This window comes from Streptomyces sp. SA15, from assembly GCF_002291145.1.
Taxonomy (GTDB): domain Bacteria; phylum Actinomycetota; class Actinomycetes; order Streptomycetales; family Streptomycetaceae; genus Streptomyces.
Genome location: NZ_NTGE01000210.1, coordinates 1 through 26,597, shown reverse-complemented (window position 1 = coordinate 26,597; position 26,597 = coordinate 1). Strand labels below are relative to the sequence as shown.

22 protein-coding genes and 2 pseudogenes are annotated in these 26,597 nt (G+C 67.7%); 10 read left to right on the top strand and 14 right to left on the bottom strand.

Annotated features, from left to right (window positions below):
* Positions 1 to 109 precede the first annotated feature (109 nt).
* Positions 110 to 967, top strand: coding sequence for a helix-turn-helix transcriptional regulator (locus CLM62_RS44565; RefSeq protein ID WP_095755612.1), 858 nt, complete (start codon positions 110 to 112; stop codon positions 965 to 967).
* Entirely contained in the window at positions 964 to 1,158 is a 195-nt protein-coding gene (locus CLM62_RS44560) for a DUF397 domain-containing protein (RefSeq protein WP_095755611.1), read from the top strand. Before CLM62_RS44565 ends, CLM62_RS44560 begins: the two co-directional genes overlap by 4 nt.
* A gap of 74 nt (positions 1,159 to 1,232) precedes the next feature.
* Here CLM62_RS44560 and CLM62_RS44555 read toward each other — a convergent pair whose 3' ends face one another.
* Positions 1,233 to 2,123, bottom strand: coding sequence for a LysR family transcriptional regulator (locus CLM62_RS44555; protein WP_095755610.1), 891 nt, complete (start codon positions 2,121 to 2,123; stop codon positions 1,233 to 1,235).
* A 119-nt stretch (positions 2,124 to 2,242) separates the two neighbouring features.
* Here CLM62_RS44555 and CLM62_RS44550 point away from each other — a divergent pair, with 119 nt between their 5' ends.
* The 4 genes from CLM62_RS44550 (at position 2,243) to CLM62_RS44535 (ending at position 5,409) form a co-directional block, all read left to right on the top strand.
* Entirely contained in the window at positions 2,243 to 3,085 is an 843-nt protein-coding gene (locus CLM62_RS44550; RefSeq protein WP_095755609.1) for an LLM class F420-dependent oxidoreductase, read from the top strand.
* A gap of 37 nt (positions 3,086 to 3,122) precedes the next feature.
* Entirely contained in the window at positions 3,123 to 4,064 is a 942-nt protein-coding gene (locus CLM62_RS44545; protein ID WP_095755608.1) for a zinc-binding dehydrogenase, read from the top strand.
* A 296-nt stretch (positions 4,065 to 4,360) separates the two neighbouring features.
* The gene (locus CLM62_RS44540; protein WP_095755607.1) at positions 4,361 to 5,218 is read left to right on the top strand and encodes a helix-turn-helix transcriptional regulator; all 858 of its coding nucleotides are present in this window, start codon (positions 4,361 to 4,363) and stop codon (positions 5,216 to 5,218) included.
* Positions 5,215 to 5,409, top strand: coding sequence for a DUF397 domain-containing protein (locus CLM62_RS44535; protein WP_095755606.1), 195 nt, complete (start codon positions 5,215 to 5,217; stop codon positions 5,407 to 5,409). Before CLM62_RS44540 ends, CLM62_RS44535 begins: the two co-directional genes overlap by 4 nt.
* Before the next feature lie 197 nt (positions 5,410 to 5,606).
* Here CLM62_RS44535 and CLM62_RS44530 read toward each other — a convergent pair whose 3' ends face one another.
* From CLM62_RS44530 to CLM62_RS44510, 6 genes are all read right to left on the bottom strand, one after another.
* Positions 5,607 to 7,094, bottom strand: a complete 1,488-nt coding sequence (locus CLM62_RS44530; RefSeq protein ID WP_095755605.1) for a class I SAM-dependent DNA methyltransferase — start codon at positions 7,092 to 7,094, stop codon at positions 5,607 to 5,609.
* Positions 7,095 to 7,153: 59 nt separating this feature from the next.
* On the bottom strand, positions 7,154 to 8,101 hold the full coding sequence (locus CLM62_RS44525) for a GIY-YIG nuclease family protein (protein ID WP_095755604.1): 948 nt from the start codon (positions 8,099 to 8,101) through the stop codon (positions 7,154 to 7,156).
* On the bottom strand, positions 8,101 to 9,480 hold the full coding sequence (locus tag CLM62_RS49135; RefSeq protein ID WP_143659263.1) for a restriction endonuclease subunit S: 1,380 nt from the start codon (positions 9,478 to 9,480) through the stop codon (positions 8,101 to 8,103). Before CLM62_RS49135 ends, CLM62_RS44525 begins: the two co-directional genes overlap by 1 nt.
* Positions 9,477 to 12,269: a DEAD/DEAH box helicase family protein gene (locus CLM62_RS44520; RefSeq protein WP_179382485.1), complete on the bottom strand. Its 2,793-nt coding sequence runs from the start codon at positions 12,267 to 12,269 to the stop codon at positions 9,477 to 9,479. Before CLM62_RS44520 ends, CLM62_RS49135 begins: the two co-directional genes overlap by 4 nt.
* Positions 12,270 to 12,874: 605 nt before the next feature.
* Entirely contained in the window at positions 12,875 to 14,185 is a 1,311-nt protein-coding gene (gene aspS / locus CLM62_RS44515) for an aspartate--tRNA(Asn) ligase (RefSeq protein WP_095755603.1), read from the bottom strand.
* A gap of 480 nt (positions 14,186 to 14,665) precedes the next feature.
* Positions 14,666 to 15,346 (bottom strand): DUF899 family protein, encoded by a 681-nt coding sequence (locus CLM62_RS44510; protein ID WP_095755602.1) that lies wholly within the window; start codon positions 15,344 to 15,346, stop codon positions 14,666 to 14,668.
* 269 nt (positions 15,347 to 15,615) lie between these two features.
* Here CLM62_RS44510 and CLM62_RS44505 point away from each other — a divergent pair, with 269 nt between their 5' ends.
* On the top strand, positions 15,616 to 16,368 hold the full coding sequence (locus tag CLM62_RS44505) for an SDR family oxidoreductase (RefSeq protein WP_095755601.1): 753 nt from the start codon (positions 15,616 to 15,618) through the stop codon (positions 16,366 to 16,368).
* A 108-nt stretch (positions 16,369 to 16,476) separates the two neighbouring features.
* Here CLM62_RS44505 and CLM62_RS44500 read toward each other — a convergent pair whose 3' ends face one another.
* Positions 16,477 to 17,160, bottom strand: coding sequence for a hypothetical protein (locus CLM62_RS44500; RefSeq protein WP_257004454.1), 684 nt, complete (start codon positions 17,158 to 17,160; stop codon positions 16,477 to 16,479).
* 272 nt (positions 17,161 to 17,432) lie between these two features.
* Between CLM62_RS44500 and CLM62_RS44495 the strand changes: the two genes are divergently transcribed.
* Complete coding sequence (locus tag CLM62_RS44495; RefSeq protein WP_257004453.1) at positions 17,433 to 18,761, top strand: nucleotide disphospho-sugar-binding domain-containing protein; 1,329 nt, start codon at positions 17,433 to 17,435, stop codon at positions 18,759 to 18,761.
* Positions 18,762 to 18,822: 61 nt separating this feature from the next.
* Here CLM62_RS44495 and CLM62_RS44490 read toward each other — a convergent pair whose 3' ends face one another.
* The gene (locus tag CLM62_RS44490) at positions 18,823 to 20,838 is read right to left on the bottom strand and encodes a serine/threonine-protein kinase (protein ID WP_095755598.1); all 2,016 of its coding nucleotides are present in this window, start codon (positions 20,836 to 20,838) and stop codon (positions 18,823 to 18,825) included.
* Between the two features lie 246 nt (positions 20,839 to 21,084).
* On the opposite strand from CLM62_RS44490, the gene CLM62_RS44485 reads away from it, so the two are divergent.
* Positions 21,085 to 21,867 carry a polysaccharide lyase family 7 protein gene (locus CLM62_RS44485; RefSeq protein WP_095755597.1) on the top strand — a complete coding sequence of 261 codons (783 nt, stop codon included), beginning with the start codon at positions 21,085 to 21,087 and terminating at the stop codon, positions 21,865 to 21,867.
* Between the two features lie 39 nt (positions 21,868 to 21,906).
* On the opposite strand, the gene CLM62_RS44480 is transcribed toward CLM62_RS44485, so the two are convergent.
* The 4 genes from CLM62_RS44480 to CLM62_RS44460 all read right to left on the bottom strand — a co-directional run bounded on the left by CLM62_RS44480 (position 21,907) and on the right by CLM62_RS44460 (position 25,061).
* Entirely contained in the window at positions 21,907 to 22,785 is an 879-nt protein-coding gene (locus CLM62_RS44480) for a cytochrome c oxidase assembly protein (RefSeq protein WP_095755596.1), read from the bottom strand.
* On the bottom strand, positions 22,782 to 23,273 hold the full coding sequence (locus tag CLM62_RS44475; protein WP_257004452.1) for a DUF2243 domain-containing protein: 492 nt from the start codon (positions 23,271 to 23,273) through the stop codon (positions 22,782 to 22,784). Before CLM62_RS44475 ends, CLM62_RS44480 begins: the two co-directional genes overlap by 4 nt.
* Before the next feature lie 124 nt (positions 23,274 to 23,397).
* On the bottom strand, positions 23,398 to 24,000 hold the full coding sequence (locus tag CLM62_RS44470) for a hypothetical protein (RefSeq protein WP_257004451.1): 603 nt from the start codon (positions 23,998 to 24,000) through the stop codon (positions 23,398 to 23,400).
* A 329-nt stretch (positions 24,001 to 24,329) separates the two neighbouring features.
* Positions 24,330 to 25,061 (bottom strand): YqjF family protein, encoded by a 732-nt coding sequence (locus CLM62_RS44460; protein ID WP_095755593.1) that lies wholly within the window; start codon positions 25,059 to 25,061, stop codon positions 24,330 to 24,332.
* Between the two features lie 180 nt (positions 25,062 to 25,241).
* Between CLM62_RS44460 and CLM62_RS44455 the strand changes: the two are divergent.
* Positions 25,242 to 26,399: pseudogene (locus CLM62_RS44455) on the top strand (glutamate--cysteine ligase); the annotation flags it as partial.
* A gap of 32 nt (positions 26,400 to 26,431) precedes the next feature.
* Here the strand turns inward: CLM62_RS44455 and CLM62_RS52845 are convergent.
* A pseudogene (locus CLM62_RS52845) lies at positions 26,432 to 26,597 on the bottom strand (amidinotransferase); the annotation flags it as partial.

Genomic DNA, 26,597 nt, shown 5'->3' with positions numbered 1-26,597 from the left:
CAGGGAATCTTCCGGTACGGAGGGTGCGTGCACCGACACGGACGGTATCTCGTACGGGGTGTCGGCCGTGACTTGGTTGGGGCGTGTACGACAGCAGGGCGGGTGTGGGATGACGGTGACGGAGCCGCAGGAGACGTACGACGAGGGCGAGCAGGCCAGCGACCTGAACCGGGCGATTGGCAAACAGGTCAAGGTACTTCGGGAGCGGGCCGAGTTCACACAGAAGGAGCTGGGGGAGCGGCTCGGGTACAGCGAGGACCTGATCTCGTCGCTTGAGCGGGGGAGACGTACCCCGCAACCGGAGTTCCTGGCGGCGGCGGATGAACTGCTGGGTGCTGGTGGCCTGTTGAAGGCCACGATCGAGGACGTGGAGAAGGCCAAGGCGAAGGCGAGGGTTCGGCATCCGGCTTGGTTCCGGGACTACGCGCGGCTGGAGCGAGAAGCCGTCGAGATCAACTTCTACAACAACCATGACGTCCCTGGCCTGTTGCAGACCGAGCGGCGAACCCGCGCACTGTACGAGATGCGCAAGCCCCTGTTGGACGAGGAGACCATCGAACAGCGGGTGGCCTCGCGAATGGCCCGTCAGGAGATCCTGACCGGTTGGCCTCCGCCCATGGTCACCGCCGTCATTGAGGAGGTGGTGCTGCGCCGCTGCCTCGGCGGAAGGGAAACCCACAGCGAGCAGCTGGAACAACTGCTCAAGCTCGGACGGCTGCGCAACGTGGAACTCCAGGTGATGCCCACGGAGCGCCTGGAGCACGCTGGGATGGGTGGCCCCTTCGTGCTCCTCACGCCGAAGGGAAAAGCCCAGATGGGATACACCGAGGCGCAGAACTCCAGCCGACTGATCACGGACCCTGAGGAAGTACGTATCCTGGCGGCACGGTACGGCAGCATCAGGGCACAGGCGCTCACCATGCGGGAGTCCCTCACCCTGATCGAGGACTTGCTGGGGGAACGATGAGCACTGCGGAATCCGCCCGACTCGCCTGGTTCAAGAGCAGCTACAGCGGCAACGAGGGCGGCGAGTGCGTCGAGGTCGCCGCAGCTCCCGGTACCGTCCACGTCCGCGACTCCAAGGCCCCCTCCCGCGCCCAACTTGCCTTCGCCACGACAAGGTGGGCCGCCTTCGTGCAGTACGCGGCCCAGGGCTGACGCTCGGGCGAACGCGCAAAGTCCCGACCAGGTACCGGGCGGGTGCGGGCTGGGGCGCCTCCTTGGGGTGTTCGTCAGGCTGCCGTGCAGAGGCAACAGGCGTCGATGAAGACTCGCACGGCTTCGCGATGGTCTCCTGTGCGCCAGACGACGGCGAGCTCACTGGGAGAGAGACCGGTGACCGGTCGGCAGGTGACGTTTTCTCGCTTGTAGATCTCGGCGTTGCCCGCAGAGAGGAGGACTATCCCGAGTCCTGAAGCGACCGCCTCGAAAGTCTCGTCGGCGGTTTCGGCCGTCGCAGCGATCCGTGCCGGTGTCCGACGGTGATCGTTGCCGAGCCAGAACTCGCGGAGCGTTCCGGCCGCCGCCGGAAGGGCGATGAAAGGCTCATCGGCGAGATCCTCGAAGCACACGACAGGACGGTCGGCCAGCTGGTGATTGGTTGGGAGAGCGACCCAACGATCTTCGCTGGTGATCACCTTGTGAGAGAAATCGCCGCTCGTCGGGATGGGCAGCCAGGCGATGGCGACATCGACATCGCTGCCGGCAAGTCCCACCGTCGGGTCGGCCCAGGTCACCTGGCGGAACTGGAGTCGCCAACCGGGAAGCAACTTCTCCATCGTGGCGGTGACGGCCGGGATGAGTCCGCGACCGATGCTCGTCTGGAAACCGACCGTAAGAGTCGTGTCCTGCGCCGCTGCGGCATCAACAACCGCACGCTGCGCTTTCTCCCACTGCTCGATCAGACGCCGGGCATGGGGCAGGAGGGCTCTGCCCGCGGCGGTCAGGGTGACCGTCCGCCGGTCGCGCTCGAAGAGCGCGGTCCGAAAGGAGAGCTCCAGTTGGCGGATCTGTTTGCTCAGCGTCGGCTGTGAGACGAAGAGCCGATCGCTCGCGGCTCGGGTGAAGCTGAGTTCCTCTGCGACCGCGACGAAGTAGCGCAGGTCCCGGACGTGGACATCCATAGCCAAAGGCTATAACAGCAGCTCTTGGACAGATGGCGTGCGTGATCCCACGATTGATTACGTGGGCGCGAGCAGGGCGCCTACGGTTTCGCCGACCGGGGCGGATGGAGGGGGCACTGGTGGAGCTAGGCGTACATGGGCTGAACGCCAAAGCCGTGCTGGGTCCTGCGGAGACGTTCCGGCTGGCTCGGCTGGCGGAGGAGTTGGGGTACCGGTCGTGGTGGGCCGGTGAGCACGTCGTGCTGCCCAGCCCTCGGGTACCGGCCGCGCCGATGGAGCCGACGGACCCGATTCTCGACCCGCTGGTGCATCTGGCCTACGTCGCAGCCGTCACTGAACGGCTGGAACTCGGCACCGGGATCGTCATCCTGCCGCAGCGCAATCCGCTGGTGCTCGCCAAGCAGGTCGCGAGCCTCGACGTGCTCAGCGGTGGCCGACTGCTTCTGGGGGTCGGCGCCGGATACCTCGAACCGGAGATGACCGCGGTAGGAGTGCCGTATTCGGAGCGTGGCCGACGCACCGACGAGTACCTGGACGCGATGAGGGCGCTGTGGACCCAGCCCGCGCCGTCCTATCAGGGCCGGTACGTGGCCTTCGACGGCATCGACGCACACCCGCGGCCTGTCAGGGAAGACGGGCCGCGAATCGTGATCGGCGGTCACAGCCCGGCCGCTTTCCGGCGGGCGGTCGCCCGCGGCCACGGGTGGTTCGGCAATGGTGACAGCCCGGATGATCTCGCCGGGCACCTCGCCGGGCTACGGAAGGCGGCCACCGAGGTCGAACGGCCGGAGCGGCTGGGCCGACTGGAGATCAACTTCATGCAGCTCTCCCCGGTGAACGCCGACACCGCCCGGCGTTACGCCGACCTCGGCGTCGACCGGCTCGTTGTCTACCCACTGCCGCTGGAGCATCCAGCGGACGTCGCCGCATTCCTCGAACGTCACGCCGACCTGCCGCACTGACGTCGTTCAACAGTCTTACGAGGACATGAGGAGCAGAATGCGAGCGCTGATCTACGAACCTGAGGTACCCGCAGGCCTCCGCCTCAGCACGGTTCCCGAGCCGGTGCCCCGTGACTCGCAAGTCCTGATCGAGGTGCACGCGGTCTCGCTCAACTTCGCGGAACTCGCATTCAAAGCTGATCGAACACGACCAGGCACCATCCTGGGGCTGGACGCGGCAGGCGTCATCATCCAGGCCGCAGCCGATGGCTCCGGGCCACCGCCCGGCGCACGCGTCGTGACCTTCGGGTGGGCGTCGGGGGCCTGGGCCGAGCGCCGCGCCGCCGACACCGCAGAGCTGGCCGTCGTTCCCGACTCCGTCGACCTCGCCTCCGCGAGCGCACTTCCGGCAGCAGGTGTCACCGCCCTGCGGGCGCTGCGGCAACTCGGTTCCGTGGTGGGCCGGCGCGTCCTGATCACAGGGGCCTCAGGCGGTGTCGGACGCTTCGCGGTGCAGCTCGCGGCCCACGCCGGCGCGCATGTCATCGCGTCCGTGGGGAGCCAAGCCCGGGGAGAAGGGCTCCGCGAGCTGGGGGCCGACGAGATCGTCGTAGGCCCCCAGAACGTCACCGCACCCGTCTTCGGGGTGCTGGACAACGTGGGTGGCACGCAACTGGCTGAGGCCTTCAGCCTCCTGGAGGACGGGGGCTGCGTCGAGAGCATCGGGATGGCCTCGCGCGAGCCGACCACCATCGACTTCGAGCGGGAACGTCTGAACGGCGGGCGCAAGCGCCTCGAATCCTTCACGGTCGGCGACCCGGGCTTCGGCCCCGGCTTCGGCTCAGACCTCGCCTACCTCGTGCACCTCCTCGAAAACAAGGCACTCGATCCTCAGATCGGCTGGCGCGGCTCCTGGGAACGCGCTCCGGAGGCGGCCGAGGCGCTCCTTGCCCGCCGTGTCATGGGTAAGGCCGTGCTCGATGTCAAAGCGGAGCGGTAAGGTCCCGCCCTGGTTCAGACACCGCTCGCAGCAGGCGTGCTCTGTTGGCCCGGCACCGGACCGGATACAGGACATCATCGATCGTTCGCCGCGCTGCTGGGTGGCCGACCCCACTCACTGAACAACCTGCTGGGCGGAGATATCTGACTTGCTGTCACCGATCGTGTCCGCCCCGCTCTACCCTGACCAGGGAATTATCCGGTACGCAGGGTGTGCGTACCGGTACGGACGGTGTCCTGTGCGGGGTGTCGGCCGTGACCTGGTTGGGGCGTGTACGACAGCAGGGCGGGTGTGGGATGACGGTGACGGAGCCGCAGGAGACGTACGACGAAGGCGACCAGGCCAGCGACCTGAACCGGGCGATTGGCAAGCAGGTCAAAGTACTTCGGGAGCGAGCCAGTCTCACGCAGAAGGAGTTGGGGGACCAACTCGGATACAGCGAGGACCTGATCTCGTCGCTTGAGCGGGGGAGACGGACACCGCGACGAGAGTTCCTGGACGCGGCCGATGAACTCCTGAACGCCAGCGGCCTGTTGAAGGCCACGATCGAGGACGTGGAGAAGGCCAAGACGAAGGCGAGGGTCCGGCATACGGCCTGGTTCAGGGACTATGCGCGGTTGGAGCGGCAGGCGGTCGAGATCAACGACTACAACTGCCATGACATCCCTGGGTTGCTCCAGACCGAACGGCGGATCAGGGCTCTGTACGAGATGCGCAAACCGCTGCTGGACGAGGAGACCATCGAGCAACGGGTCACCTCTCGGCTGGCACGGCAGGAGATCCTCACACAGTGGCCCCCTCCGATGATCACTGCGGTCATCGAAGAGTCGGTGCTGCGGCGCCCTCTCGGGGGACGAGAGGTCCACAAGGAACAGCTGGAGCATCTGCTTCAACTCGGCGGGCTGCGCAACGTGGAACTGCAGGTGATGCCGATGGACCGTACCGAACATGCCGGCATGGGCGGTTCCTTCATCCTGCTGACGCCCAAGGGGAAACCCCAGTTGGGATACACCGAGGCACAGAACTCCAGCCGACTGGTCACGGACCCCGAAGAGGTCCGTATCCTGGCCGCACAGTACGGCAGCCTCAGGGCGCAGGCGCTCACCATGCAAGAGTCCTTCGCCTTGATCAAAAAGATGCTGGGAGAGCTATGAGTACGGCGGAACCCGCGCGCCTCGCCTGGTTCAAGAGCAGCTACAGCGGCAACGAGGGTGGGGCGTGCATCGAAGTCGCCGTCGCGCCCGGCACGGTCCACGTCCGCGACTCCAAGACCCCTTCCCGCGCCCAACTAGCCTTCGCCACCTCAAAGTGGGCCGCGTTCGTGCAGTACGCGGCCCAGGGCTGACGCACGGGCGAGAGGGGTACAGCGCCAACGCAGTACAGCAGACACGTCAGTTGGTGGCCTGCGTCCTCCCTCTGGAGGATTCGAGTAGCCATAACCGACGTGTCCCGTCCGTAAGTAGTCCACGGTCGTGGAACCGGTAGCCGCGGGCTTGCAGCCCTCCCCGCACCGCAGGCGCCAGCGCCGCTTGCCTGGGCCTCTTACTCGACGGACTCCGTCTCGGTGTCTTCCAAGGAAGAGGCGATGGCGGCGAACTCCTCAAGGGCAGCGGTGAGGTCTTCGACGATCTCGCGGGCGATGATCTCCGGAGCTGGCAGGTTGTCGAGGTCCTCGAGTGACTCGTCGCGCAGCCACGTGATGTCGAGGTTGACCTTGCTGCGGGCGATCAGCTCGTCGTACGTGAACGACTTGAAGAGCTCTGTCTCCTCGCGTTCCTCGTGAGGGTGTCCCGGGTTGGCGCAGGCCACGAAGTCGTCCAGGTGCTTGCGCGTCAGCGGGTTCTTCTTGGGTGTGAAGCGCTGGTTGGTACGGAGGTCGTAGACCCACAGTTTGTTGGTCCACGGCGTCTCGCTGGCCGGCTTCTTGTCGAAGAACAGCACGTTCGCCTTGACACCCTGGGCGTAGAACACGCCGGTGGGTAGGCGTAGCAGTGTGTGCAGCTCGAAATCCCTCAGCAGACGACGGCGCAGGACTTCTCCGGCTCCGGCGTCGAACAGCACGTTGTCGGGCAGCACCACGGCCGCACGGCCGTTGATGTCCAAGATCGTCATGATGTGTTGCAGGAAGTTGAGCTGCTTGTTGCTCGTAGTAGCGACGAAGTCCTGGCGCTCGATCGTCCGATCATCTCGGTTGGCCTTGCCGTCCACGCCGACCATGGTGACCGACGACTTAGTGCCGAACGGCGGGTTCGCAAGGACCACTGACCACCGCTTGCCGGGGTCGGCGATCAGGGCGTCCTTGACCTCTACTAGTGAGTCCCCTGTGGGGCTGCCGATGCCGTGCAACATCAGGTTCATTGCCGCGAGGCGAGCAGTGCCATCCACTAGCTCTACGCCGTGGACGAAGGAGTCGCGCAGATGCTCGCGTTCCGGGGGCGTCATGTGCCTGGCGTTCTTGGAGGCGTACTCGTGCGCGGTCAGTAGGAAGCCGCCGGTGCCGCAGGCCGGGTCGACGACGGTGTCGGCCACGGTGGGCCGCACGATGTCGACCATTGCGGAGATGATCGAGCGCGGCGTGAAGTATTGGCCGGCCCCAGAACCTTTGTCGCTGGCCCCCTTGGCCAGGAGGGACTCGTAGGCGTCACCGTTGATGTCGGTCCCGGTGGACGACCAGTTCTCCTTGTCGATCAGGTCGTGGATCAGGCGCTCCAGCTTGGCCGGGTCCTGGATGCGGTTCTGGGCTTTGCGGAAGATCGTGCCCAGCGTTCCGCGTTGCCTTCCAAGGCCCAGCAGGATTCGCGTGTATTCGGCTTCCAGAGCAATACCCTTGGCATCCAGCAGACGTTGCCAGGAGAATTCGTCGGGGACGATCTTCTCCGGTTTGAGCTTCCGATGGGCGCGCTCGTGCGCCATCTTCAGGAACAGCAGGTACGTCAGCTGCTCGGTGTACTCGATGACTCCGACGCCATCGTCACGCAGGACGCCCGCGTAGGACCATAGCTTGTCGACCAGTCGGCGACCATCCGCCATGATTCTCTTCCTTCGAACACCGGGGCATCTGCCCCACAAGACCGGTTAATGCGGACGGGTTACTGCACGTCGCGGCTCTCCCACTCGCCGAACCTGGTGCCGTCCTCAGTCCCCCAAGCCTCGCGCCCGTTGATGGACGCCGATCCCTGCACGATTGCACCTGCGGCGGACGAGGATGAGAAGACAACGTCCCGGGTGAGGCGGGCGACCCCGTTGGCTCCGATGACGATGGAGCCGTCTTCGAGCAGTTTGTGGTGTTGCTCCTGCCTAACTTTGTACTGGCGAGCGGTGGACTCGCTGAATCCGTCCCGGTCCGGCATGGCAGCGCACACGACGGAGCCGGCGAGGACCGTGAACTCGCCATCAATCAGCTGCGCTTGGGCGTCCACGCCGATCTTCGGCCGCTTGAACCGGAATACGGGAGATGTTGTCGCTTGTGCGGCGGTGACGGGCGCCGGCGCGGAAGCGGGTCCCGATCCGGCAGGAGCGATACGGGTCTCGCGCCCGCGGAACATGTCGATACCGAGGACAGGCAGGAGGACGCGAAGCTGCTCGATGAAGTACTCCATGTCCGACGCATCAGCCTCGGGTAGGTCAGCGCCCCCGGTCGGCTCGTTGCCGTTCTCCAGGGGTATGCGGCCGATGGACTTAGCCAGCCGGATGAGGCGCGCTTCCAGGTAACGTACATGGGCGCTAGTGAGGTTCGTGTCCTTGGAGGTGATGACCACGACCTCGGACCAAAAATCTTTCCTCGCGTCGTGCTGAATCAGGCGATTGGCGACGTCGTCGGACTGGCCGATGTAGGCAATGCGGTCTCCGACAGACTTCAGGTCGTCGCCGAGAAGTATGTAGACGCCGGTGCGCCGGGCTTCCGGGCGGGTCCGGATCTCGCCGAGCTTCTCACGCTTTCCCTTGAGAACGTGCCCGGTCCAGTTCATGATCTCGGCGGTCATGAGTCCGCCGGGTGTCCCGTCCACAAGAAACAGGCGAACCTGCTTGCCGGCCATCAGAACAGCACCCCTTCGCGAACAGGGGAGGGCAACTCCTCTGTCAGTGGGTCCATGACCTCAGCATTAGTCGAGCCTGAGTCCCCGACTAGTCTTCCAGAAAACGCAGCACTCAAAAGGGATTTTCGTAGACGCTCGGCGCGTTTCAGTTCCCCCTCGACAACAGAACGAAGGCGTCGACTGCGTTCAAGCATCTCGCGAATCTGCGCGAGTCGTTCATCCTGTACTGACAACGGCGGCACCGGGATCGGCATGGTCTTAATCACCTTGAGGCTGATGGAAGCAAGATTCACGCTTTGCTTGCCGTGCCTCTGCGCCCATCGAGCGCCATAGGTGTTCGCGCACCAGGCCAGCCACTCAGACCGCATATCAGGTCGCGGACGTGCACGGAATACGTGATTCTGGTGGATGCACCCTTCGATCTGCTCCTCCCAGACCCAACCTCGGGCAAGCTTGTCGCGGTCCCCTCCTTCGTTCATGAGAACGTCTCCGTGCTGTAGGAGGAGTGTCTTTGCCTTGGCTGGGGGGACACGGAGAACAGCGATGTTGTCCAAGTCCAGACGTGCCCGCTGGACGTTGGCGACCCTCAAATAAGGAACCTCGACGTAGGACGGATCCGTCTGCTTCTTCGTGTCCTTCGTGACTCCGCCGACAACATCGGCGACATCGGCAAGTTGCTTCCATTCCCACCTTGGAGCAAGCTGCGGCAAGTTGCCATTGAGGATCTGCTGGACACCGTCCGTACTGGTCTCTGTACTACCGAGGGCACGCATGATGATGGCGTCCTCATACGTAGCCACACGCCGGAGCACGGTTTGGAGGTAAGCGACGCCGGCGTCAAGGCGGGACAGGTGCTCCTCCAGCACCTCGACGATCCGCTCCTGCTGGGGCAGCGGGGGTACTGGGATACGAACGCCGCCACGGAAGCGAGCTAGGCTCACTTTCAACTGAGCGACACCAGCGGTGATCCCTGCGACCTGGCGGCGAGCATCAGGCGCCTGAAGTGCGTAGGCGATGTAGCTGGGATGAAAATCAGGCGCGGGACGCAGGCGGATGCAGTCCGCCGTAATGACGGCCAGACCCGAGCCGCTATAAACCACACTATCGCCGGGTGGGTCACCCATTTTCGTCACCAGCACGTCTTTTGGTTTCACGAGATGCGCGCTAAGTTCCTCAGCCTTGGCAGCGCTGACGAAGGCACGGGGGTGTGAGAACGAACTATTACGGATGTCACGAACGAACACGAGCGGTACGCCCTCGGTCGTGTAATCCGACGTCTTCAGGTTGCTTCCGAACGGGCCGATCACGAGCGATGAACGGTCCTCGCCAGCAATTTCATGGGGCGTTAGCCAACGCCAACCTGCGGGCAGGTCATTCACGCGGTGAGCTCCTGGTTGAGGGTCTCCAACAGGTCGCTGGCGGAGTCGCCGAGGTCGCGCAAGGCACCGTCGACGCCACCGCGTTCGACGAAGGGTGATTCGTCCAGATCGTCGGCATCGATTCCTGCTGACGCTGCGATCACCTCGGCCATGTTGTCCAGCCACCACCTCTGCGCGTCCGTGAAGACTACTCCGGCCTGTTTCTGCTGCAGCAACCAGCCCTCATACCGCTTGCGTACCTTGTCGGCGTACGGAACCAGCTCGTCGTCACTTTGCAGGGTAAACCGGAGCAGAGAAACCAAGTCCGTCACTGTTGCCTTGGCGTTCGGCCGGACCCGGCCCTTCTCGACCTGCTCGTACGCCTTCCACAGCACACCAGGCGTCCAGCGATGGGGCGGGCGAGCGATGCGGTCGGCCAGCTCCTGGATCTGCGCGAAGACATCGCCCGCAGGGCGATAGCCAGAGCGGCCAGCCTCTTCCAAGATCTGGAGCGCAGTGATTTCGCTGCGATGCTCGTGCAGATAGGCGCGCCAGTCCAAGACGATCTCCATCGCCTTGTCATCGTTGACGACTCCGTAGGCCTCCAGGAGGGTGTCAGGGTTGGTGTCGTCGATTATCAAATCGTGCTGACGGCGCAGCTCCATGATCCGGTTGCGCAGCTCTGGGTTGGCCGCGAGCGGCTCGACAGCGGCCTCGATCATCTCGTCTACGACTTGTTCGCGGCTCACCCCCGGGCCAGCGGTGGCGAGGGCCCCGGCCTGGTTCTGCGGGTCGCAGGCCTCGACAAGCCGCTTCACGATCGCCTTGAGCGGCCGATCCGCCACGCTCTCCAGCTCGGTGTGCTCAGCAGGCTTGAGCTGCAGTTCCAGCGCGGCGAGGCGGGAGGCGAGCGTGGCGGTCTCGTCCTCGGTGATGGTCAGGTTCGCGGCCTTCTGAAGCAGCTGCTGCAGCGAGACACTCTTGGTGCGGTTCAGCGGAGGGTCGACGAAACTATGCTCGGAGACGCCGATGGCATCGACTATGACGAACCGGGTTTTCTCCTTGGCCTTCGGGTCGGGAGTCACCGCCTGGAAGTCGGCTGGAGCAATCGTCCGCGCGCCGCGGCCTTTCATCTGCTCGAAGTACTGGGCCGAGCGCACGTCTCGCATGAAGAAGACGCATTCCAACGGCTTGACATCGGTGCCGGTTGCGATCATGTCCACGGTCACGGCGACGCGCAGGCTCGGGGATGTGCGGAAGGATTGCAGATGCCCCTTGGGGTCTTTTGCCTGGTAGGTGATCTTTGCGGCGAAGTCGTTGCCCTTGCCGAAGACCTGCCGCACCTGCGTGACTACCTCTTCGGCGTGGGCGTCGTCTTTGCAGAAGATCAGTGTCTTGGGGACGGCCGTGCGTCCGGGGAAGATCTCCGTGGACAGCCGGTCGCGGAAGGTCTCCAGGACGGTCCGGATTTGGTTGGGGTTGGTGACCGCGCGATCGAGCTGCGACTTCCGGTACTCCAGCGTTTCGTCGATGGCCTCGATCCGCTGTATGCGGGTGCGCCGGTCTACCTTCGGCACATGTGTGCCAGCCTCGATCGTTGCTCCGTTCTCGCTGATCTCGGTCTTGATCCGGTAGATGTCGAAGTCGACGTTCACGCTGTCCGCCACGGACTCCGTATAGGTGTACTGCGACACCAGATTCTGGCGGAAGAACGCGAACGTCTGCTTCCCGGGCGTGGCCGTCAGTCCGATGACATGGGCGTCGAAATATTCCAGGACGCCCTTCCACACCCCGTAGATCGAGCGGTGCGCCTCGTCCACGATAATTAGGTCGAACGACTCGGGCGGCATGGTCGGGCTGTATTGGACGGTAACCGGCTCGTCCGGCGTCCAGTCGTCCAGCCGCGGGTCGTCGCCGCCCGGGACCTCCTTGCCGCGCAGCACCGAGTAGACGCGCTGAATTGTGGAAATCACGACACCGGAGCTGGCAAGCATGCCCGCTGCTGAGAGCTTCTGCACCGAGTAAATCTCGGTGAAGCGTCGCCCGTCGTCAGGGGTGGCGTAGTTGGCGAACTCGCCGGCCGTCTGGTCTGCCAGGTTGTTTCGGTCCACCAGAAATAGGATCCGCTTGAAGCCTGCGTACTTCAGCAGCCGGTACGACAGCGTGACCGCGGTGTAGGTCTTGCCAGCGCCGGTGGCCATCTGGATCAGGGAGCGGTCGGCACGCTGCACCGCAAGAGACTCCTCGGCGCCCTGAATCGCATTGATCTGCGCGGGACGCAACTTCTCGGTGGCCAGCGGTGGCATCGCCCGCACTTTCGCCCTCCATGTGGGGGCATCCGGGGTGGTGTCGGCGTCCCGGATGACTCGGGCCAGCGTTTCCGGCCGCGGGAACGCGAAGATCTTCCGGGCGCGCGGCTCGGGGTCGTAACCGTTGGTGAAGTGCGTCTCGGCGCCGGATGCTTCGAAGACGAACGGCAGGCGTTCGCCCCGCAGGTGGGACCGCTTCCGGTGCCGCTCCGGCAGTCCTGTGGCGTACATGGAAGACTGCCACTCCACGCCCGACAGCGTGGTACCCATGGGCTTGGCCTCGATGACGCCGACCACCTTCCTGCCGACGTACAGCAGGTAATCTGCCCGCCCGTGTCCGGCGGACATGATGACCTCACGCACTGCGATACCGTCGCCGGCGAACAGGTTCAGATCCTTGCCGTCCTGTACCTGCCAGCCTGCAGCCGCGAGCTGCTCGTCGATGCGTTTTCGGGCGCGCGCCTCGGCAGGGAGTCTGTCGTCATCGGTCGCGGTCATCATCGCCTCAGTGCAGAGCAGGGGATTCGGTGTAGGGAGCAGGGAGATGGTGGACACTGAGCATGCCCTGCCGTCCGCGCCTGGCACAAGTCGCCCGTTGATACTGCTGATCTTAGGGCCGATGCCATTTGAAGACCTATGCGGTGATCGGCAACTCCCATGCTTGCTGGGGCGCTTGGGCCAGCAGCTCCCTGGCCGCGGTCTGTCCTCCGCTCGTGCCTAGCTGACCGCACACGGTCGTGCGAGCACGGTCCCGCCAACACCCGTTTTGGGAGTTCGCTCGGGCGGCCTGCCAGGGGACTTGGCACACTTGCTGGTGCAACGCTCTTGGTCGCTCACGGCCGCCTGATGCGTCGTCGTTGATGTCAGATGGTGTGACACCCCGCTGGGTCGCCACCGAGTCGGCGCTCGCCATGAGCTTCATCCTCTCCCACAGTGGGTCGTGCCACCAGGGACGCTTCTCCGAGCGGGGAGTTGGCACTGCGGGCCTACTGGGACAAGAACCCCGCCGAAGCATGGGCATGACCTGCGCAATGTCCGCTACTGAGGCTGCGTGCCACGACACCAGGCCGCCCTTGCCCGGGTCGTGGGACGCAGCCACGACCGGGTTACGGAGAAAGCCGGTTCGGCCCCCGGAACAGAAAGGTCGCCTCCCGAATCGAGTCCAGGCCGAGCATCACCATCAGCACCCGCCCGAGGCCCATGCCAAGGCCCCCGTGCGGAGGGCACCCGTACCGGAATGCGTTCAGGTAGTCCTGCATCGGCTCCGCGCTCATGCCCTTCTCAGCGGACTGCTTCAGCAGCACGTCGTACCGGTGCTCGCGCTGCGCGCCGGTGGTGACCTCAAGGCCCTTCCACAGCAGGTCGAAGCTCAAGGTCACGCTCGGGTCGTCGGCAGGACGCATGTGGTAGAAGGGCCGGATACCGACCGGGTAGTGCGTGATGAACACGAACTCATGCCCTGTGGCCTCCTTGATGTGGGTCGAGATGCCGCGCTCGCCCTCCGGGTCCAGGTCTTCCTTGACCCCTGCGGGGTCCCAGCCGCCCTTGCGCAGGATCTCGTGTGCCTCGGTCATGGTGATGCGGGGAAAGGGTGTCGTGGGCACGGCGACCTCGACGCCGTAGTGCTCGGCGATCGTCTCGCCGTGGGCGTCGGCGACCTTGGCGATCGCGTGGGCGAGCATCTGCTCCTCGAACGCCATCACGTCCTCGACCCCGTCGATCCAGGCCAGCTCCACGTCGACGCCGGTGAACTCGGTGGCGTGCCGGGAGGTGAACGACGGCTCGGCGCGGAAGACCGGCCCGATCTCGAAGACCTTGTCGACGCCGGCCGCGATCGCCATCTGCTTGAAGAACTGCGGCGACTGCGCCAGGTAGGCGCTGCGGCCGAAGTAGCCCAGCTTGAAGACCTCCGCGCCGGACTCCGAGGCGGTGCCCATGAGCTTGGGGGTGTGCATCTCGGTGGCGCCCTGCGTGTAGGCGTACTCGCGCATGCCCTGTTCCAGGGTGGTCTGCACGGCGAACATCAGCTGGGTGGCGGGGCGGCGGCGCACGTCCAGGAAGCGCCAGTCCAGCCTCTGCTCCAGGCCGGTGTGGTCGTCGATCGGCAGCGGTGTGGCGGCCGGGTTCAGGACCTCGACCGCCTCGGGAACGATCTCCAGGCCGCCCAGCTTGACCTGGGCCGCGTCGACGACGCGGCCGGTGATGCGGACGGCGGACTCGGATGTGAGGGCTTCGAGCTGGGCCTCCAGCGGCCCTTCATCGCGCTTGTGGGTCACCTGCACCATGCCGGTGCTGTCCCGCACGACGACGAACTGCATCTTGCGCTGCAGGCGGAGGGTGTTCACCCACCCGCAGACGGAGACAGTACGGCCTACGTGTTCTCGCAGGTCGGAGACGTGTACGCGGCTGTGGATCATTTCGGTCCTCCGAAGGACATCGTCATGATCCCTTGGGAGTGCGGGCGAGAAGGGCAACTCGCGGTGCCACCGCACTTTCGCCGCCACCTGATGGCGGCCTCATTCGGGCCCGGTGACGGGGGCCGGCCGGCGGGGCATTGGACCACCAGGCGGGGTCGTTCCTCCCCGCGCTCGGGAGGGTCTTCACCTCGGGGTGCGAGACCGCCTTCACAGCTTCCGGCGGCTCTCTCGGCTCGCGTGATCCGTGGCTACTCGTCTCCGTCGACGCGTTGCCCAGCAGGATACGGAGCGTGTGGCGGCGGTTGCAATCAAGAACCCCCTCGTGGAGGGGAGGACCTGCCATGAGCGTGCCCGTGCGATGGGCGGTGGTCGCTGATGCCGGGGAACTCGCCCACAAGATCCAGACGCGCGTGGCAGTGCCGCGAAATTGCGGATCGACGGAGGTTGGGCGATTGCTACTTCCCAGTCGGCTCGCCGCCGCTAGTAGCTGAGTGCCGCGGACCAGTCGTCTCGGCCTTGGCGAGTGAGGTCGAGGATGTGCCATACGGGGCTGAGCAGGTCGATGCCTCGCTGGTCGATGTCGTCGGACATCCGGGGGTGCACCGAGTAGAAGTGGCGTACCGACCCGTCGTCGTCGCGGGTGAACACCGACACCGTCGAGTCCTGGTTGCCCTCGGCGTCCTCGCTGCCCAGGTCGTACTTGAAGGTACTGGACCCGGCGCTGAGCAGACGCAGATTCGTCCACTTCCGGTTTCGGGCGTGCGCACGGAGCGCGGGCAGGTCGGCCGCGGCGACGATCGCGAGGTCGACGTTCTGCGCGATGTGGTGGGCCACTCCGTTGAACCCATCGATCCACATCGTGCACATGGGGCACGGCTCGGTCTGGTTCTTGCCATACATGAAGTGGTAGACGACCAGGTCACGCCCGGGTCGAGTGAACAGTTCACCCAGGCGCACGGTCTGCGTCGGCGCGTCGCCCGCCTGGAGATCAGCAGGGCCCTCCTCGAACACGTAGTCATCGACGACAGGGCCCAGCGGCAACCGGCGACGCAGCTCGGCGACGCGTTCACGATGGCGCATCAGCTCGATCTCGGCTTGCCGCAGCTCCTCGCGGGCGCTGACGTATGCGGCTGACTCCCCAGTGAGATTGGTTTGACGCATCGCTACCTCGGCCTAGCTGCTGTCTGGTGGTCACTCTGCTCTGGCCCACCAGCGTATGCCTGCGCACAGGGCTCGCCAGGTAGCGAAACGACACGGCGCGGATCCGCCGGCGGATCCGACCCCGATGGACCTGGCGATCGTCTGTGCAGCCATGGCGGTGCCAACGGCGCCGGGTCACCCAGAACTGCGCCCGGCGCCGCCGCACCCGATGCTTGCGGCAGGGCACCGCAACGCAGCCGGGCTCAATGCTCCGGGCTCAGGAGGGCACGATGGGACGTCTCAGCGAGCAGGTGGCGATCGTCACCGGCGGGGCCGGTGGGATCGGCGCCGCGGTGGCGCGTCTCCTCGCGGGCGAAGGTGCCGCCGTGGTGGTCGCCGATATTCGGGACGCCGAGGGGGCGGAGGTGGCGGCTGAGCTCGGTGGGCGGTGCCGGTATCTGCGGCTGGACGTCAGTAGTGAGGACGGCTGGCGGCGGGCGGTGGGGGAGACGGAGCGGGAGCTGGGGGCGGTCTCGGTGTTGGTGAACAACGCGGGGATCATGGAGTGGGGGTCGATGGAGGAACAGAGTCTCGAGTCGTTCCGGCGGGTCATCGAGGTCAACCTGCTGGGCGCGTGGCTGGGCATGCGGGCCGTGGCGCCCTCGCTGCGCCGGGCCGGTGGCGGGGTGATCGTGAACATGTCCTCCCTTGCGGGGCTGACCGCCTATGCCGGCGTCGGAGCGTACGTGGCCGGTAAGTGGGGGTTGCGCGGGCTGACGAAGACCGCCGCGCTGGAGCTGGCTCCCGATCGGGTGCGCGTCTGCTCCGTCCACCCCGGTGCCATTCGCACGCGGATGACTGCCGGATTCGACGAGTCGTACGTCTCCGGGCAGCCCGTTCCCCGGTTCGGTGAGCCCGAAGAGGTGGCCCGGATGGTGCTCTTCGTCGTCGCCGACGCGACCTTTTCGACGGGGAGCGAGTTCGTCCTGGACGGCGGCATCCTCGCCGGGCCGGCGCCCACCGTCCTGAATCCGGCCGACTGACCCGAGTCCTGCTCCCTGACCCGAGTCCGGGCCCTTGACCCGAGTCCGGGTCCTTGCCCCTAGTCCGGGCCCTTGACCCGAGTCCGGGCCCTTGACCCGAGTCCGGCCTCAGCGGCCGATGGCGCTCGCGTCCAGCACGTCGGTCTTGGCCGGGGGCCGCACGTCCATGGGCTTGTCGAAGGCGCTGAACGTGGTGGTGCTGACGTATTCGGGGCCCTTGAAGACGACCTTGAGGATGTACGGCTTGCCCTTGGTGGCGACGTAGAAGGTGTAGGTGCCGCCGTCTTTGTCCGCCTTGTCCGTCACCATCAACGGAATCGCCGGGGTGCCGTCGACCTTGGTCGGTGCGCCCTTCCTCGCTTTGCCGAAGGAGGCGAACGGGCGGGTGCAGTCGGACAGTCCGTCTCCCGGTTGCGCATTGCTGGTGGGCGTCTTGATCCAGCGTTTCTGGTCTCCTGTGCCGGACATGGCCTTGCCCGACCACCGCTCGATGTAGGCGCGGTTCGGGCGGACGTAGTCCGTCTCGCCGATTCGGATCTGTTCGAGGCTGGTGCCCTTGGCCCAAGTCGTCTTGGACACGCAGTTGGCCTTGAGGTCGGTCGTCACACGGCTGGAGAAGCTGCCGCGGTCGGGCACGGAGTTGACCATGTCGATGGTCACCGACTTGAGGTCGTTCATCGTGTCGTTCGCGTCGTCGAGCATCTGCTTGGCGGAGGGTTCCTCCGCGGTGGTGCCGTTCGTGCAGCCGGCCACCGTGGCGCCCACCACTAAGCAGGTCAGGGCAGCCGTCACAGCGGTCGATATCGTTCGCACAAGTCCCCCACAGTCCTCACAAGCCCCCCCAATGATGAGCGGTCAGATTATCGCCCCGCGCTCGCTCGGGCTGACTCTGTGTTCCCTCGTGAACGCCGCGCCGGCCACGGTGGCGCCTCATCGGCCGACATACGTCTTGACCGAGCGCCTGGACCGCTGGAAGGTCGTGCGCGGCGGTCAGCGGAATGGGCCTGCCACGGCGGCGCCGTGACGGTGTCGCGAACGGTCGAGCACCAGGGGGAGAGAGCTTCGTGAGACCGCTGACGATCCTCTTCGCGCCGGAGAGCGCGTACGGTCCGACGAACAACTGCGTCGGCATCGGCGACGTACTGCGCCGCCGGGGGCACCGGGTGGTGTTCGCCGCGGAGGCGTCCTGGAAGGGTCGGCTCACCGCGTTCGGCTTCGAGGAGGAGCTGATCGATCTGGCGCCGCCGCCCGAACAGCCGCAGGAGGCGGGACAGTTCTGGAAGGACTTCATCCGCGACACCGCCCCCGAGTTCAGAAAGCCGACGATCGAGCAGCTGGAAACCTGGGTGAAGCCCGTCTGGCAGGAGCTGGTCTCCGGCGCCCGGTACTGCGAGCCGCAGCTCAGGGCGATCATCGAGCGGGTCCGGCCGGATGTGATCGTCGAGGACAACGTCGTCTGCTTCCCCGCTCTCACCACGGCGGGCGTACCGTTCGTGCGGATCGTCTCGTGCAACCCGCTGGAGGTGAAGGGCGACCATGTCCCTCCGCCCTTCTCCGGTTACCCGTCCGGTGACCGCACCGGCTGGGCGGAGTTCCGCGCCGAGTACGACCGTACCCATCGGGAGCTGTGGACCGAGTTCAACGGCTGGGTGGCCGAACAGGGCGCACGGCCGCTGCCCGACCTGGAGTTCATCCACGAGGGCGACCTGAACCTCTACGTCTACCCCGAGACCGCCGACTACACCGACGCCCGGCCGCTGGGCCCCACCTGGCACCGGCTGGACTCATCGGTACGGGAGACCGACGAGGAGTTCACGCTGCCGACGGCACTCGCCGGGCCTTCTGCCGCGCCTTCCGCAGGGCCTTCCGCAGGGCCTTCCGCCGGAGCGGAGGGGAGCGCGCTGATCTATTTCAGCCTCGGCTCGCTCGGCTCCGCCGACGTGGACCTCATGCGCCGGATCATCGCCTCGCTGGCCCGCACCCCGCACCGCTACATCGTCTCCGAAGGGCCGCTGCACGACGAGATCGAGCTGCCGCCGAACATGTGGGGCGCGGAGTTCCTCCCGCAGACGCGGATTCTGCCGCAGGTCGACCTCGTCATCACCCACGGCGGCAACAACACCGTCACCGAGTGCTTCCACTTCGGCAAGCCGACGGTGCTCCTCCCGCTGTTCTGGGACCAGTACGACAACGCCCAGCGCGTCGCCGAACTGGGCTTCGGCATCCGGCTCGACCCCTACCGCTGCACCGACGCACAGCTGCACGCCGCCGTGTCCCAACTGCTCGCCGACACCCGAGCACGAGCCGTCCTGGCCGACGCCGCCCGAACCATCCGGGCCCGCGACGGCCTGCGCACCGCCGCCGGGCTGATCGAGCGGGCGGCGGCACGCTGAACACCGGGGCACGGGCTCGGCCCCGTCTCTCTCCCGTGCGTCAGCGTGTCTCCCCCGTGCTTCAGCGTGCGGGGAGTTCCGCGGCGGCGGAAGCCGTGAGCTCGGTGGCCATGGCGCAGAGCTCGTCCATGGGGCGCTGCCCGCCGACGTACAGGCGCAGCATCTCGGCGGCCGTCTCGGCGTTGTAGTCGCCGTACTCGCGGTACTTCACGAAGATCGTGCAGGTGTCCTCGCCGTTTCGTTCGGGGACGACGTAGGCGTCGTAGCCGCTGAGCCGGATCGGGTCGCCGTACTCCGAGGACACCTGATCGCGGTAGAAGCTCACCTCGGTCTCCAGATCGTCGACGTCGCTGAACCATTCGCAGTCCCAGTTCGCGACACCGACCTCCGGCGCGGCGGCCCGGATGCCGGGGATGACGGACAGCGCCTTCGCGTCGAGCAGCTCGCAGGCGTTCACCCAGGCCAGCGACGCGTCCGGGTAGGGCGGGGAACGGCGGGGGAGCGGGCCCTGGTTGAGGTCCTCGGCGGCGCTTCGGGCGGCCGCGTGGGCGATCGTGCACAGCGTCGCGGTGCCGCCGGCCACGGAGCCGTCCTCCACGTTGACGCGGATCCTGACGAGGGTGTCGTCGACGTTGCCGTCGGGCGGCAGCAGGAGCAGCCCGCATTCGTCGCTCTCCGGCTCCTCCTCCAGGATGCCGATCTCCCCGATGGTCTGAGCGGGTTCCGACGTCTCGGGCGGAGAGCCCCGGCGGAAGCGGATCGACACGTCGATACGGGTCTTGTCGTCGGGGCGGACGAGTACGTCGCAGCGGTCGAAGTTCCCGTATTCCGGGTCCACTTGGGCCTTGCCGAACCGGCTGACAGCGGCGGGGTCGGCCAGGGCGCAGAGGTCGGCGGTGTGCGGATCGCCGATCAGAGCCGACTGCTTGGCGTCCGAGGCGTCCGAGGCGTCCGAAGCGTCTGAGGCGTCCGAAGCGTCCGAGGCGTCTTCGGCGAGCCTGCTCCGGCCGGACTCGCGGGTGGCTTTCCCGCCGTCGCCGTCGGCCCGGTCAGGCAGGGCGACGAGCCCCAAGGCCAGCGCGGCGCTGACGCCGAGGACCGCGGCGAGCAGCCGCCGGTTCCTTCGCGGGCGCCGGGGGGCTGTCGCCGGTACGGGTCCGGCGATGGCCTCCAGGAGCCGCCTGACCTCGGCGGCGTCGGGGCGTCGGCGTGGATCGCGTTGCAGCATGGCGGTGAGCGCGGGGGCCAGGGGGCCTACCGCGGGGGCGTCGATCTCGACGACGCCCTGCTCGGCCTTCCAGTACCTCAGGCGCTCGGTGTCCTCCCCCTTCCTGCTGGGGGCATCCCCGTCACCGCGCGGCGGGGAGCCGGTGACCAGCGCGTGGAGGGTGGTGGCCAGGCAGAACACGTCCGACGCCGGCTGCGGGACGTTGCCCCGGGCCAGCTCGGGGGCGGCGTAGTCCGGGGTGAAGCTGAACGGGCCGTTGGCCGTGATGGTCTCGGTGCCGCCGACCCGGTAGGCGGCGCCGAAGTCCAGCAGCTTCCCGGTACCGCGTCGGGAGAGGCCGATGTTGGCGGGCTTGAGGTCGCAGTGGACGATGCCCGCCTCATGCAAGGCGGCGAGGGCGTCGGCGAGTTGGGCACCGACGCGGGCCGCCCGGAGCGGAGACATCGGTGGCTTCCGGTCCAGGCCGCCGCCGGGCACGTACTCCATGACGAACCAGTACGTCTCCGGCTCGTCCCCGTCCCTGTCCCCGTCTTTGTCCCCGTCTCTGTCCCCGTTCGCGTCCCTGTCCCTGTCCCTGTCCCCGTTCGCGTCCGCGTTCCCGTCCTGCGGCACGGTCACGACGTCGTACAGCGTCACGACGTGGGGGTGGTCGCGGAACTTGGCCATGGCACGCGGCTCGCCCAGCAGCCGCCGTACCGCGGTCTCGCGGTCGCCATCGATCCGCTCCGGTTTCAGGGCGACGTCCTGCCCCACCACCGTGTCGTGGGCCAGCCACACATCGCCGCTCCGACCCGCGCCGATGACCTCTTTGAGGACATAGCGGCCGGCGAACTCGTCCCCGGAACGCAACGGATCCTCCCCCTCGTTCGAGTCCAGAACGCGCACGGCCCAGGGGCCGTATGCGCGGATCGAACCTACTGCGTACGGCGGACCGTACGCAGTGTCTACCCAGAGACTTCATCAGTCGCACTCATGCCTACCGCTCAAAGGATTCCGGGACCGGTCCCGACAACGACGACTACGGTTCACCGCGGCCCGAACCGAACACCCCCCGACAGTCCTCCGATAGTTCCCCAACAGTGAGGAAAACCCCCCATGCCAAGCACCCGCACCTGCGTGCTGGCGGGCGTCACCGCGGTCGTTTCGACCGCCGTGCTCACGCTGTCCGCCCAGGCCGCCACTCCGGCCGCGCACGAGCGGGCGGCCGCCCGGTGCGCGTATCCGTCCGAGGTCCTCGACCTGACCAACTGGAAGCTGACCCTGCCCACCGGCGAGGACGAGGATCCCACCGAGATCACCCAGCCCGAGCTGGCGACCTTCTCCGCCTCCCCCTGGTTCCGGGCCAACGCCGCCTGCGACGCGGTCCGGTTCCGGGCGGCCGTCAACGGTGTGACGACGGGAGGCTCCAGCTATCCGCGCGCCGAGCTGCGGGAGATGACCGACGGCGGCGCGGACGAGGCCGAGTGGTCCACCACGGACGGCACCCACACCCTCGTGGTCACCGAGGCGTTCACGGCACTGCCCAAGGAGAAGCCCCAGGTGGTCGGCGCGCAGGTGCACGGCGGGGACGACGACGTCACGGTCTTCCGCCTCGACGGCAGCAGGCTCTACATCACCGACGGCGACGACAGCCGCCACCACCTCGTCACCGACGACTACGAGCTGGGCACCGAGTTCGAGGCCAAGTTCGTGGCGGAGGACGGCGAGATCGACGTGTACTACAACGGCGAGCTGGAGACCACCATCTCCCACGACGGCGACACCAACTACTTCAAAGCGGGCGCCTACACGCAGGCCAACTGCGGCAACTCCGACCCGTGCTCCGACAAGAACTACGGCGAGGTCCGCATCTCCGCCATCAAGGTCACCCACTCCTGACACGGTCCACGCCGATCGTTCCCCGACCGGACCGAGCGCTCAGCTCCGGGTCCGGGCGCGGTCGGGACGGCCGATCCACTCCGTCGTGCCGGCCGTTCGGTTGTCCCGCGACGGGTACCGGTTTCGGCGCGCACGCCGGACCCGGGCACGTCCGCCGGCCGTGTACCAGCCCACCCCCAGCACCACGGCCAAGGCCGCTTCCACCACGTCGCCGCCGTAGTACATCCACTGGGCCCCGCCGCGCAGGTCGGCAGTGGTGAACCCGGTGCCGGGCGGGGGATGGGCGTACAGGGTCTTGGCCAGCAGGCCGTGTGCGGCACCGGCTGCCAGCAAGGTGGCACCGCGTACGGCGATGCTCCAGCGGCGGCACACCGGATCGAGCTGACACACGGCGAAGGCGAACAGCAGACCTGCCGCCGCCAGGTGCGCGTGCACCGCACCGTGCAGGAGCGGCTGGTGTTCCATGGCCGCGAACAGCTCTGTGCGGTACAGCAGCCACAGGCCGCCGACGTCCAGCAGCGCCGCCAGGGGAGGGAAGACGAACCAGCCGACGGTACGGGAGTGCGCGAGCGCCGGCAGGAACCGTCGCGCCCGGCCGGGTGCGAGGGCTCGCAGGGCGAGGGTGAGGGGGCGGGCAAGGGCAAGCAGCAGCGGGGCCGCCATGCCGACGACCAGGTGCTGGATCATGTGGCCCGTGAACGGCCCGCCCGGCAGCACTCCCACCGCCGCCCAGGCCGTACCGCCGCCCCCGGCCGTGCAGGACACGTCCCGCCACCGGGGCCAGGCATCCCCGCGACGCCGCAGACGCCCCGCGGCCGACAGATAAGCGACGGTCACCAGCAGCGCGGCCACGGCGGTGACCGACTCGAGGGGACCAAGCCCCGTGTCCGGGCCCGGGTGGACGTGCGCGAGTGTCACGATGCCGATCCGGCCCGGTCGCGGCGGGCCGCGTGCACGGCGAGGGCCACGCCGGTGAGCAGCAGGATCAGGCCGGCGATGTTCCAGGCCCAGTCGTACGGGGTGACATCCACGCCGTAGCGGACCTGGTGCAGGCGCAGCAGCTTGTGGTCCACGATCCCGTCGAACAACTGGAAGATCCCCAGGCCCAGGAAGAAGCCCGACCACGCGTGGACCGGCGCCAGGGCCTCGCGGCGGCGCAGGTCGGCGTAGAAGAAGAACCCGGCGACCAGAGCCAGCAGTTCGGCGCTGTGCAACAGCCCGTCGGACAGCAGGCCCGCGCCGGTGGTGGAACGGTCGTAGAAATGGTGCCAGTTCAGGATCTGGTGGAAGACGATCTCGTCGACCGCGGCCATCACCGCCGCCCCGATCAGCGCGCACACGGCCATCGACCTGCGGGGCTCGCCGCGTGTGCCCGGCGCGGTGTCGGGCCGGACCGATTCGCTCATGGGCTCTGCCTTCCTGCCGTACGAGGGCGTCGTCCGCCGCCGGCGCCGGGCACCTTCGAACTTCCCTGCCGCTGCGCCGCGCGTGACGCTGCCCTGTACTGCCCCCTCTGCACTACCCCCTGTACTACCGGCCGTAGGCGTCCGTACGGGGCAGTGGGCCGACGTCCGAGCGGCGGCCGGGCCTCAGCGCGGCATGTCGCCTGCCGGGGCCGGGGCCGTCGCGGCCGGAGAGGGCGTCGGCGACGGCTCCGGTGGTGAAGGCGTAGACGGCCTTGTGCAGCAGGTCGACAGCCAGCTCCGGCCGAGGCCAGGTCTGCGGTGGGGCGCCCACACCGGTGGCGTTCTCCAGGATCTGGTCGTTGGTCAGCCGCACGACGGCGAACTGGGCCGAAGCCCACGGGCCACGGAGCCCGGCGTGCGCCATGACCGAGCGCAGGATGCCCAGCAGCGCGCCCTGGGCGATGTGCATGGCCAGGTTCACCGGCTGCGGCTGCCGACCGGGCCGCTCGCGCATGCCGGTCAGGCGCTGGAGGACCCGTGCCGGGACATGGGAGTCCGGCCTGCTGGTGAGGCGCTGCTCAGCCTTCTCTCCCAGCGTCATCACCGCCGCCCCGGCCATACCGGCGATCAGCCCCTGCCACACCGCACGCCTGAACATGCCACCACGAGCATCCCCCTGTCCGTCGAGCATCCGCCCGGGCAGGGAAACCAGCAGCCGGTCTCTCATCGTTCGGCCCTCCTGGCGTTCGAGGTGCTCTTTCCGGGGGCGGAGCGCGGCAGGGACGGCCCGGGTACCCGCGCCGTCCCGCGGGAAACGAGGTCACGCGCCCAGCTCCACCGTCGTCGTGACCCGCGTGAGGGTGGGTTTCCGGGGCACCGAACAGCCGTTCCCCGTCGGCCCGCTCGATCATCACGTCGCTGAACGGCCCGAACGGCGACCGCTGCCAGTGCCCCAGCACCAGGCGCGTCCCCGAGGACGTGCCCATGCCCGCGATCGAGCCGTCGAAGCGCAGCCGCGGGCGCCGTCCGGGTGTGCCGCGCGTGCGGCTCGCGGTCCTACTCCCCGTACATACCTGGCGTCGGGACACACGGCCTGGAGGCCCCGAGTCGTACATGCCGGACTCCTGCCGAGAAGTGCGCCAGCGGCTCAGCCGTGGGCGCGGGAAGGCCCGCCGCGGTGGTCAGCGTCTCCTCGAGTACGTCGACGGCGGCGTCCCGCAGCGGCCAGGGCTCGTGCTCGGTCGGCGTCACCCAGAGCCTGCCGAGCCGGCGCGTGTACGCCCGCCAGCGCGAGGTCAGCCATACGTCCCGCTCGGTGGGCCTGATCGGGTCGCCGGGGCGGACGACCAGGCGGTAGGAGGCTCCACCGCCCCACCTCGAACCCGTGTACGAGACGGCATCCCCGTTCACGGAAACGCGCAAGGTGCCCGGGTTGTACGGCACGCCGACCGCCCTGGCCGCAAGCATCAGCGGGCAGGCCACCTCGATGGACAGGAACCAGAGCCCGTCCCGCCCGTTGCGGTACCGGACAAAGGTCCGCAGGTTGGTCTCCGCGAACGCCGGCAGCCCGGGCAGCGCACGGGGTATGCCGGGAGGGCGCACGTCGGCCATGACGAAGGGGGTCACACCCACCCACGCCGCGCCCTCGTACTCGTCCACGACCAGTTCCTCGGGCAGCAGCGCCTGCACATCGTCCGGCGGGAAGGGCCAGTGGACGAACGCCTGCCTCAGCCAGCCGGCGCGCAACGCGGGAACGCGTACCCGCTGCTCCGCTCCATACGCGACCACACACGGCGAGTCCCCCGCCCTGGCCAGCGGAAACGGGCGGGCAACGGGCGCCCCCACAGCTCCGCCGCTCATATGTGACGCGGCAGCGGCACACGTGCACGGCGGCGCTTACGTGCGCGGTTGCCGGGCACTTGGACTCCACACAGCAGGCAGAGACCGGCAGGGGCCTGAGGAGAGACCGTGACCGTCCGCATAGGAGTAGAAGAAGAGTTCCACGTGCTCGACGCCGAGCGCGGGTTCCTCGTCCCACGCGCGGGAGCGGTCCTGGACCGGATGCGCCGACCCGAGTTCACGACCGAACTGCAGCAGTCGGCCGTGGAATGGAACAGCGGGGTCCACGCGTCCCTGGACGCACTCCACGCCGACCTCACCCGGGCACGGCGGCGGCTGGACGCGGCGGCCTCCTCGCTGGGGCTGGCCGCCGTGGCGGCCGGGACCGTGCCGCTGGCCCGGGTGACCGGCAAGGACTTCACCGCCGATCCCCGCTACCGGCACATGGCCGACACATACCGCAGGGTCGCCGACGAACAGCTGATCTGCAGCGCGCAGATCCACGTCGACGTACCCGACCGCGACACGGCCGTACGCGCCATGTGCGCGATATCGCCCTGGCTGCCGCCCCTGTTGGCCCTGTCCGCCAGCTCCCCCATCTGGCTCGGCACGGACACCGGATACGCCAGCTGGCGCACGATGGTGTGGCAGCGCTGGCCCACCGCCGGCCCGGTGGGCTGCTTCGCGGGGGCCGCGGACTACGACGCCGCCGTCGACGGGCTGATCCGCTCCGGGGTGATCAGTGACGCGGGCATGGTCTATTACGACGTACGGCCCTCCGCGCATCTGCGGACCCTCGAGATGCGCATCTGCGACGCCTGCCCGCGCGCCGAGACGGTGGTCCTCATCGCCGGATTGTTCCGCGCCCTGGTCCGGGACGCCTGTGAACGGTCGGCGGAGCCGGACGCCGACGTGTGCGACGGCGGGCACGACTGGCTGCGTGCCGCCACCTGGCGTGCGGCGCGCTCCGGTCTGGAGGGCGACCTCATCGAACCGGTCACCCGCCTTCCGGCGCCCGCCCCCACGGTGCTGCGCGGCATGGCCGAACGGCTGCGCCCGGCCCTGGAAGCCTCCGGTGACCGCGACACCGTGTCGGACCTGCTCGAGGACGCCCTGGCGGCGGGCAGCGCCGCGCACCGGCTGCGTCGCGCGGCGGAGGCGGACGGCTTGATCGCCGGCGTGGATCTGCTCGTCGCCGAGACGCGGGGCGAACGCGGTCGGCGCCGGCGGTCGGCGCCCGCTGTCCGGGGGCACGTCGCCACGACCGTCGGGCCCTCTGTCGGAGGGTTACGCACCGCTTGCGTGGCTCGGCGCCGCCCTCAATCGACATACGACTCGAGCGTTCCGCGGCGCCGACTGTCGAGCGTCGCGCAGTGGAACGATCCGCCGAACGGCGCGTAGTGCAGCAGGTCGCACGGGATCGGCTCGAACCCCCACTTCTCGAGCGCGCGCAGCATGTTCGTGTGATGCCGCTCCGCGATCACC

Excerpts from the sequence above, each read along its gene's own strand:
- CLM62_RS44560 (WP_095755611.1), top strand. The coding sequence starts at position 964 with ATGAGCACTGCGGAATCCGCCCGACTCGCCTGGTTCAAGAGCAGCTAC.
- CLM62_RS44540 (WP_095755607.1), top strand. The coding sequence starts at position 4,361 with ATGACGGTGACGGAGCCGCAGGAGACGTACGACGAAGGCGACCAGGCC.
- CLM62_RS44520 (WP_179382485.1), bottom strand. The coding sequence starts at position 12,269 with ATGATGACCGCGACCGATGACGACAGACTCCCTGCCGAGGCGCGCGCC.
- CLM62_RS44470 (WP_257004451.1), bottom strand. The coding sequence starts at position 24,000 with ATGAGAGACCGGCTGCTGGTTTCCCTGCCCGGGCGGATGCTCGACGGA.
- CLM62_RS44555 (WP_095755610.1), bottom strand. The coding sequence starts at position 2,123 with ATGGATGTCCACGTCCGGGACCTGCGCTACTTCGTCGCGGTCGCAGAG.
- aspS (WP_095755603.1), bottom strand. The coding sequence starts at position 14,185 with ATGATCCACAGCCGCGTACACGTCTCCGACCTGCGAGAACACGTAGGC.
- CLM62_RS44545 (WP_095755608.1), top strand. The coding sequence starts at position 3,123 with ATGCGAGCGCTGATCTACGAACCTGAGGTACCCGCAGGCCTCCGCCTC.
- CLM62_RS44565 (WP_095755612.1), top strand. The coding sequence starts at position 110 with ATGACGGTGACGGAGCCGCAGGAGACGTACGACGAGGGCGAGCAGGCC.
- CLM62_RS44510 (WP_095755602.1), bottom strand. The coding sequence starts at position 15,346 with ATGCGTCAAACCAATCTCACTGGGGAGTCAGCCGCATACGTCAGCGCC.
- CLM62_RS44485 (WP_095755597.1), top strand. The coding sequence starts at position 21,085 with ATGCCAAGCACCCGCACCTGCGTGCTGGCGGGCGTCACCGCGGTCGTT.
- CLM62_RS44505 (WP_095755601.1), top strand. The coding sequence starts at position 15,616 with ATGGGACGTCTCAGCGAGCAGGTGGCGATCGTCACCGGCGGGGCCGGT.
- CLM62_RS44535 (WP_095755606.1), top strand. The coding sequence starts at position 5,215 with ATGAGTACGGCGGAACCCGCGCGCCTCGCCTGGTTCAAGAGCAGCTAC.
- CLM62_RS44530 (WP_095755605.1), bottom strand. The coding sequence starts at position 7,094 with ATGGCGGATGGTCGCCGACTGGTCGACAAGCTATGGTCCTACGCGGGC.
- CLM62_RS44525 (WP_095755604.1), bottom strand. The coding sequence starts at position 8,101 with ATGGCCGGCAAGCAGGTTCGCCTGTTTCTTGTGGACGGGACACCCGGC.
- CLM62_RS44475 (WP_257004452.1), bottom strand. The coding sequence starts at position 23,273 with ATGAGCGAATCGGTCCGGCCCGACACCGCGCCGGGCACACGCGGCGAG.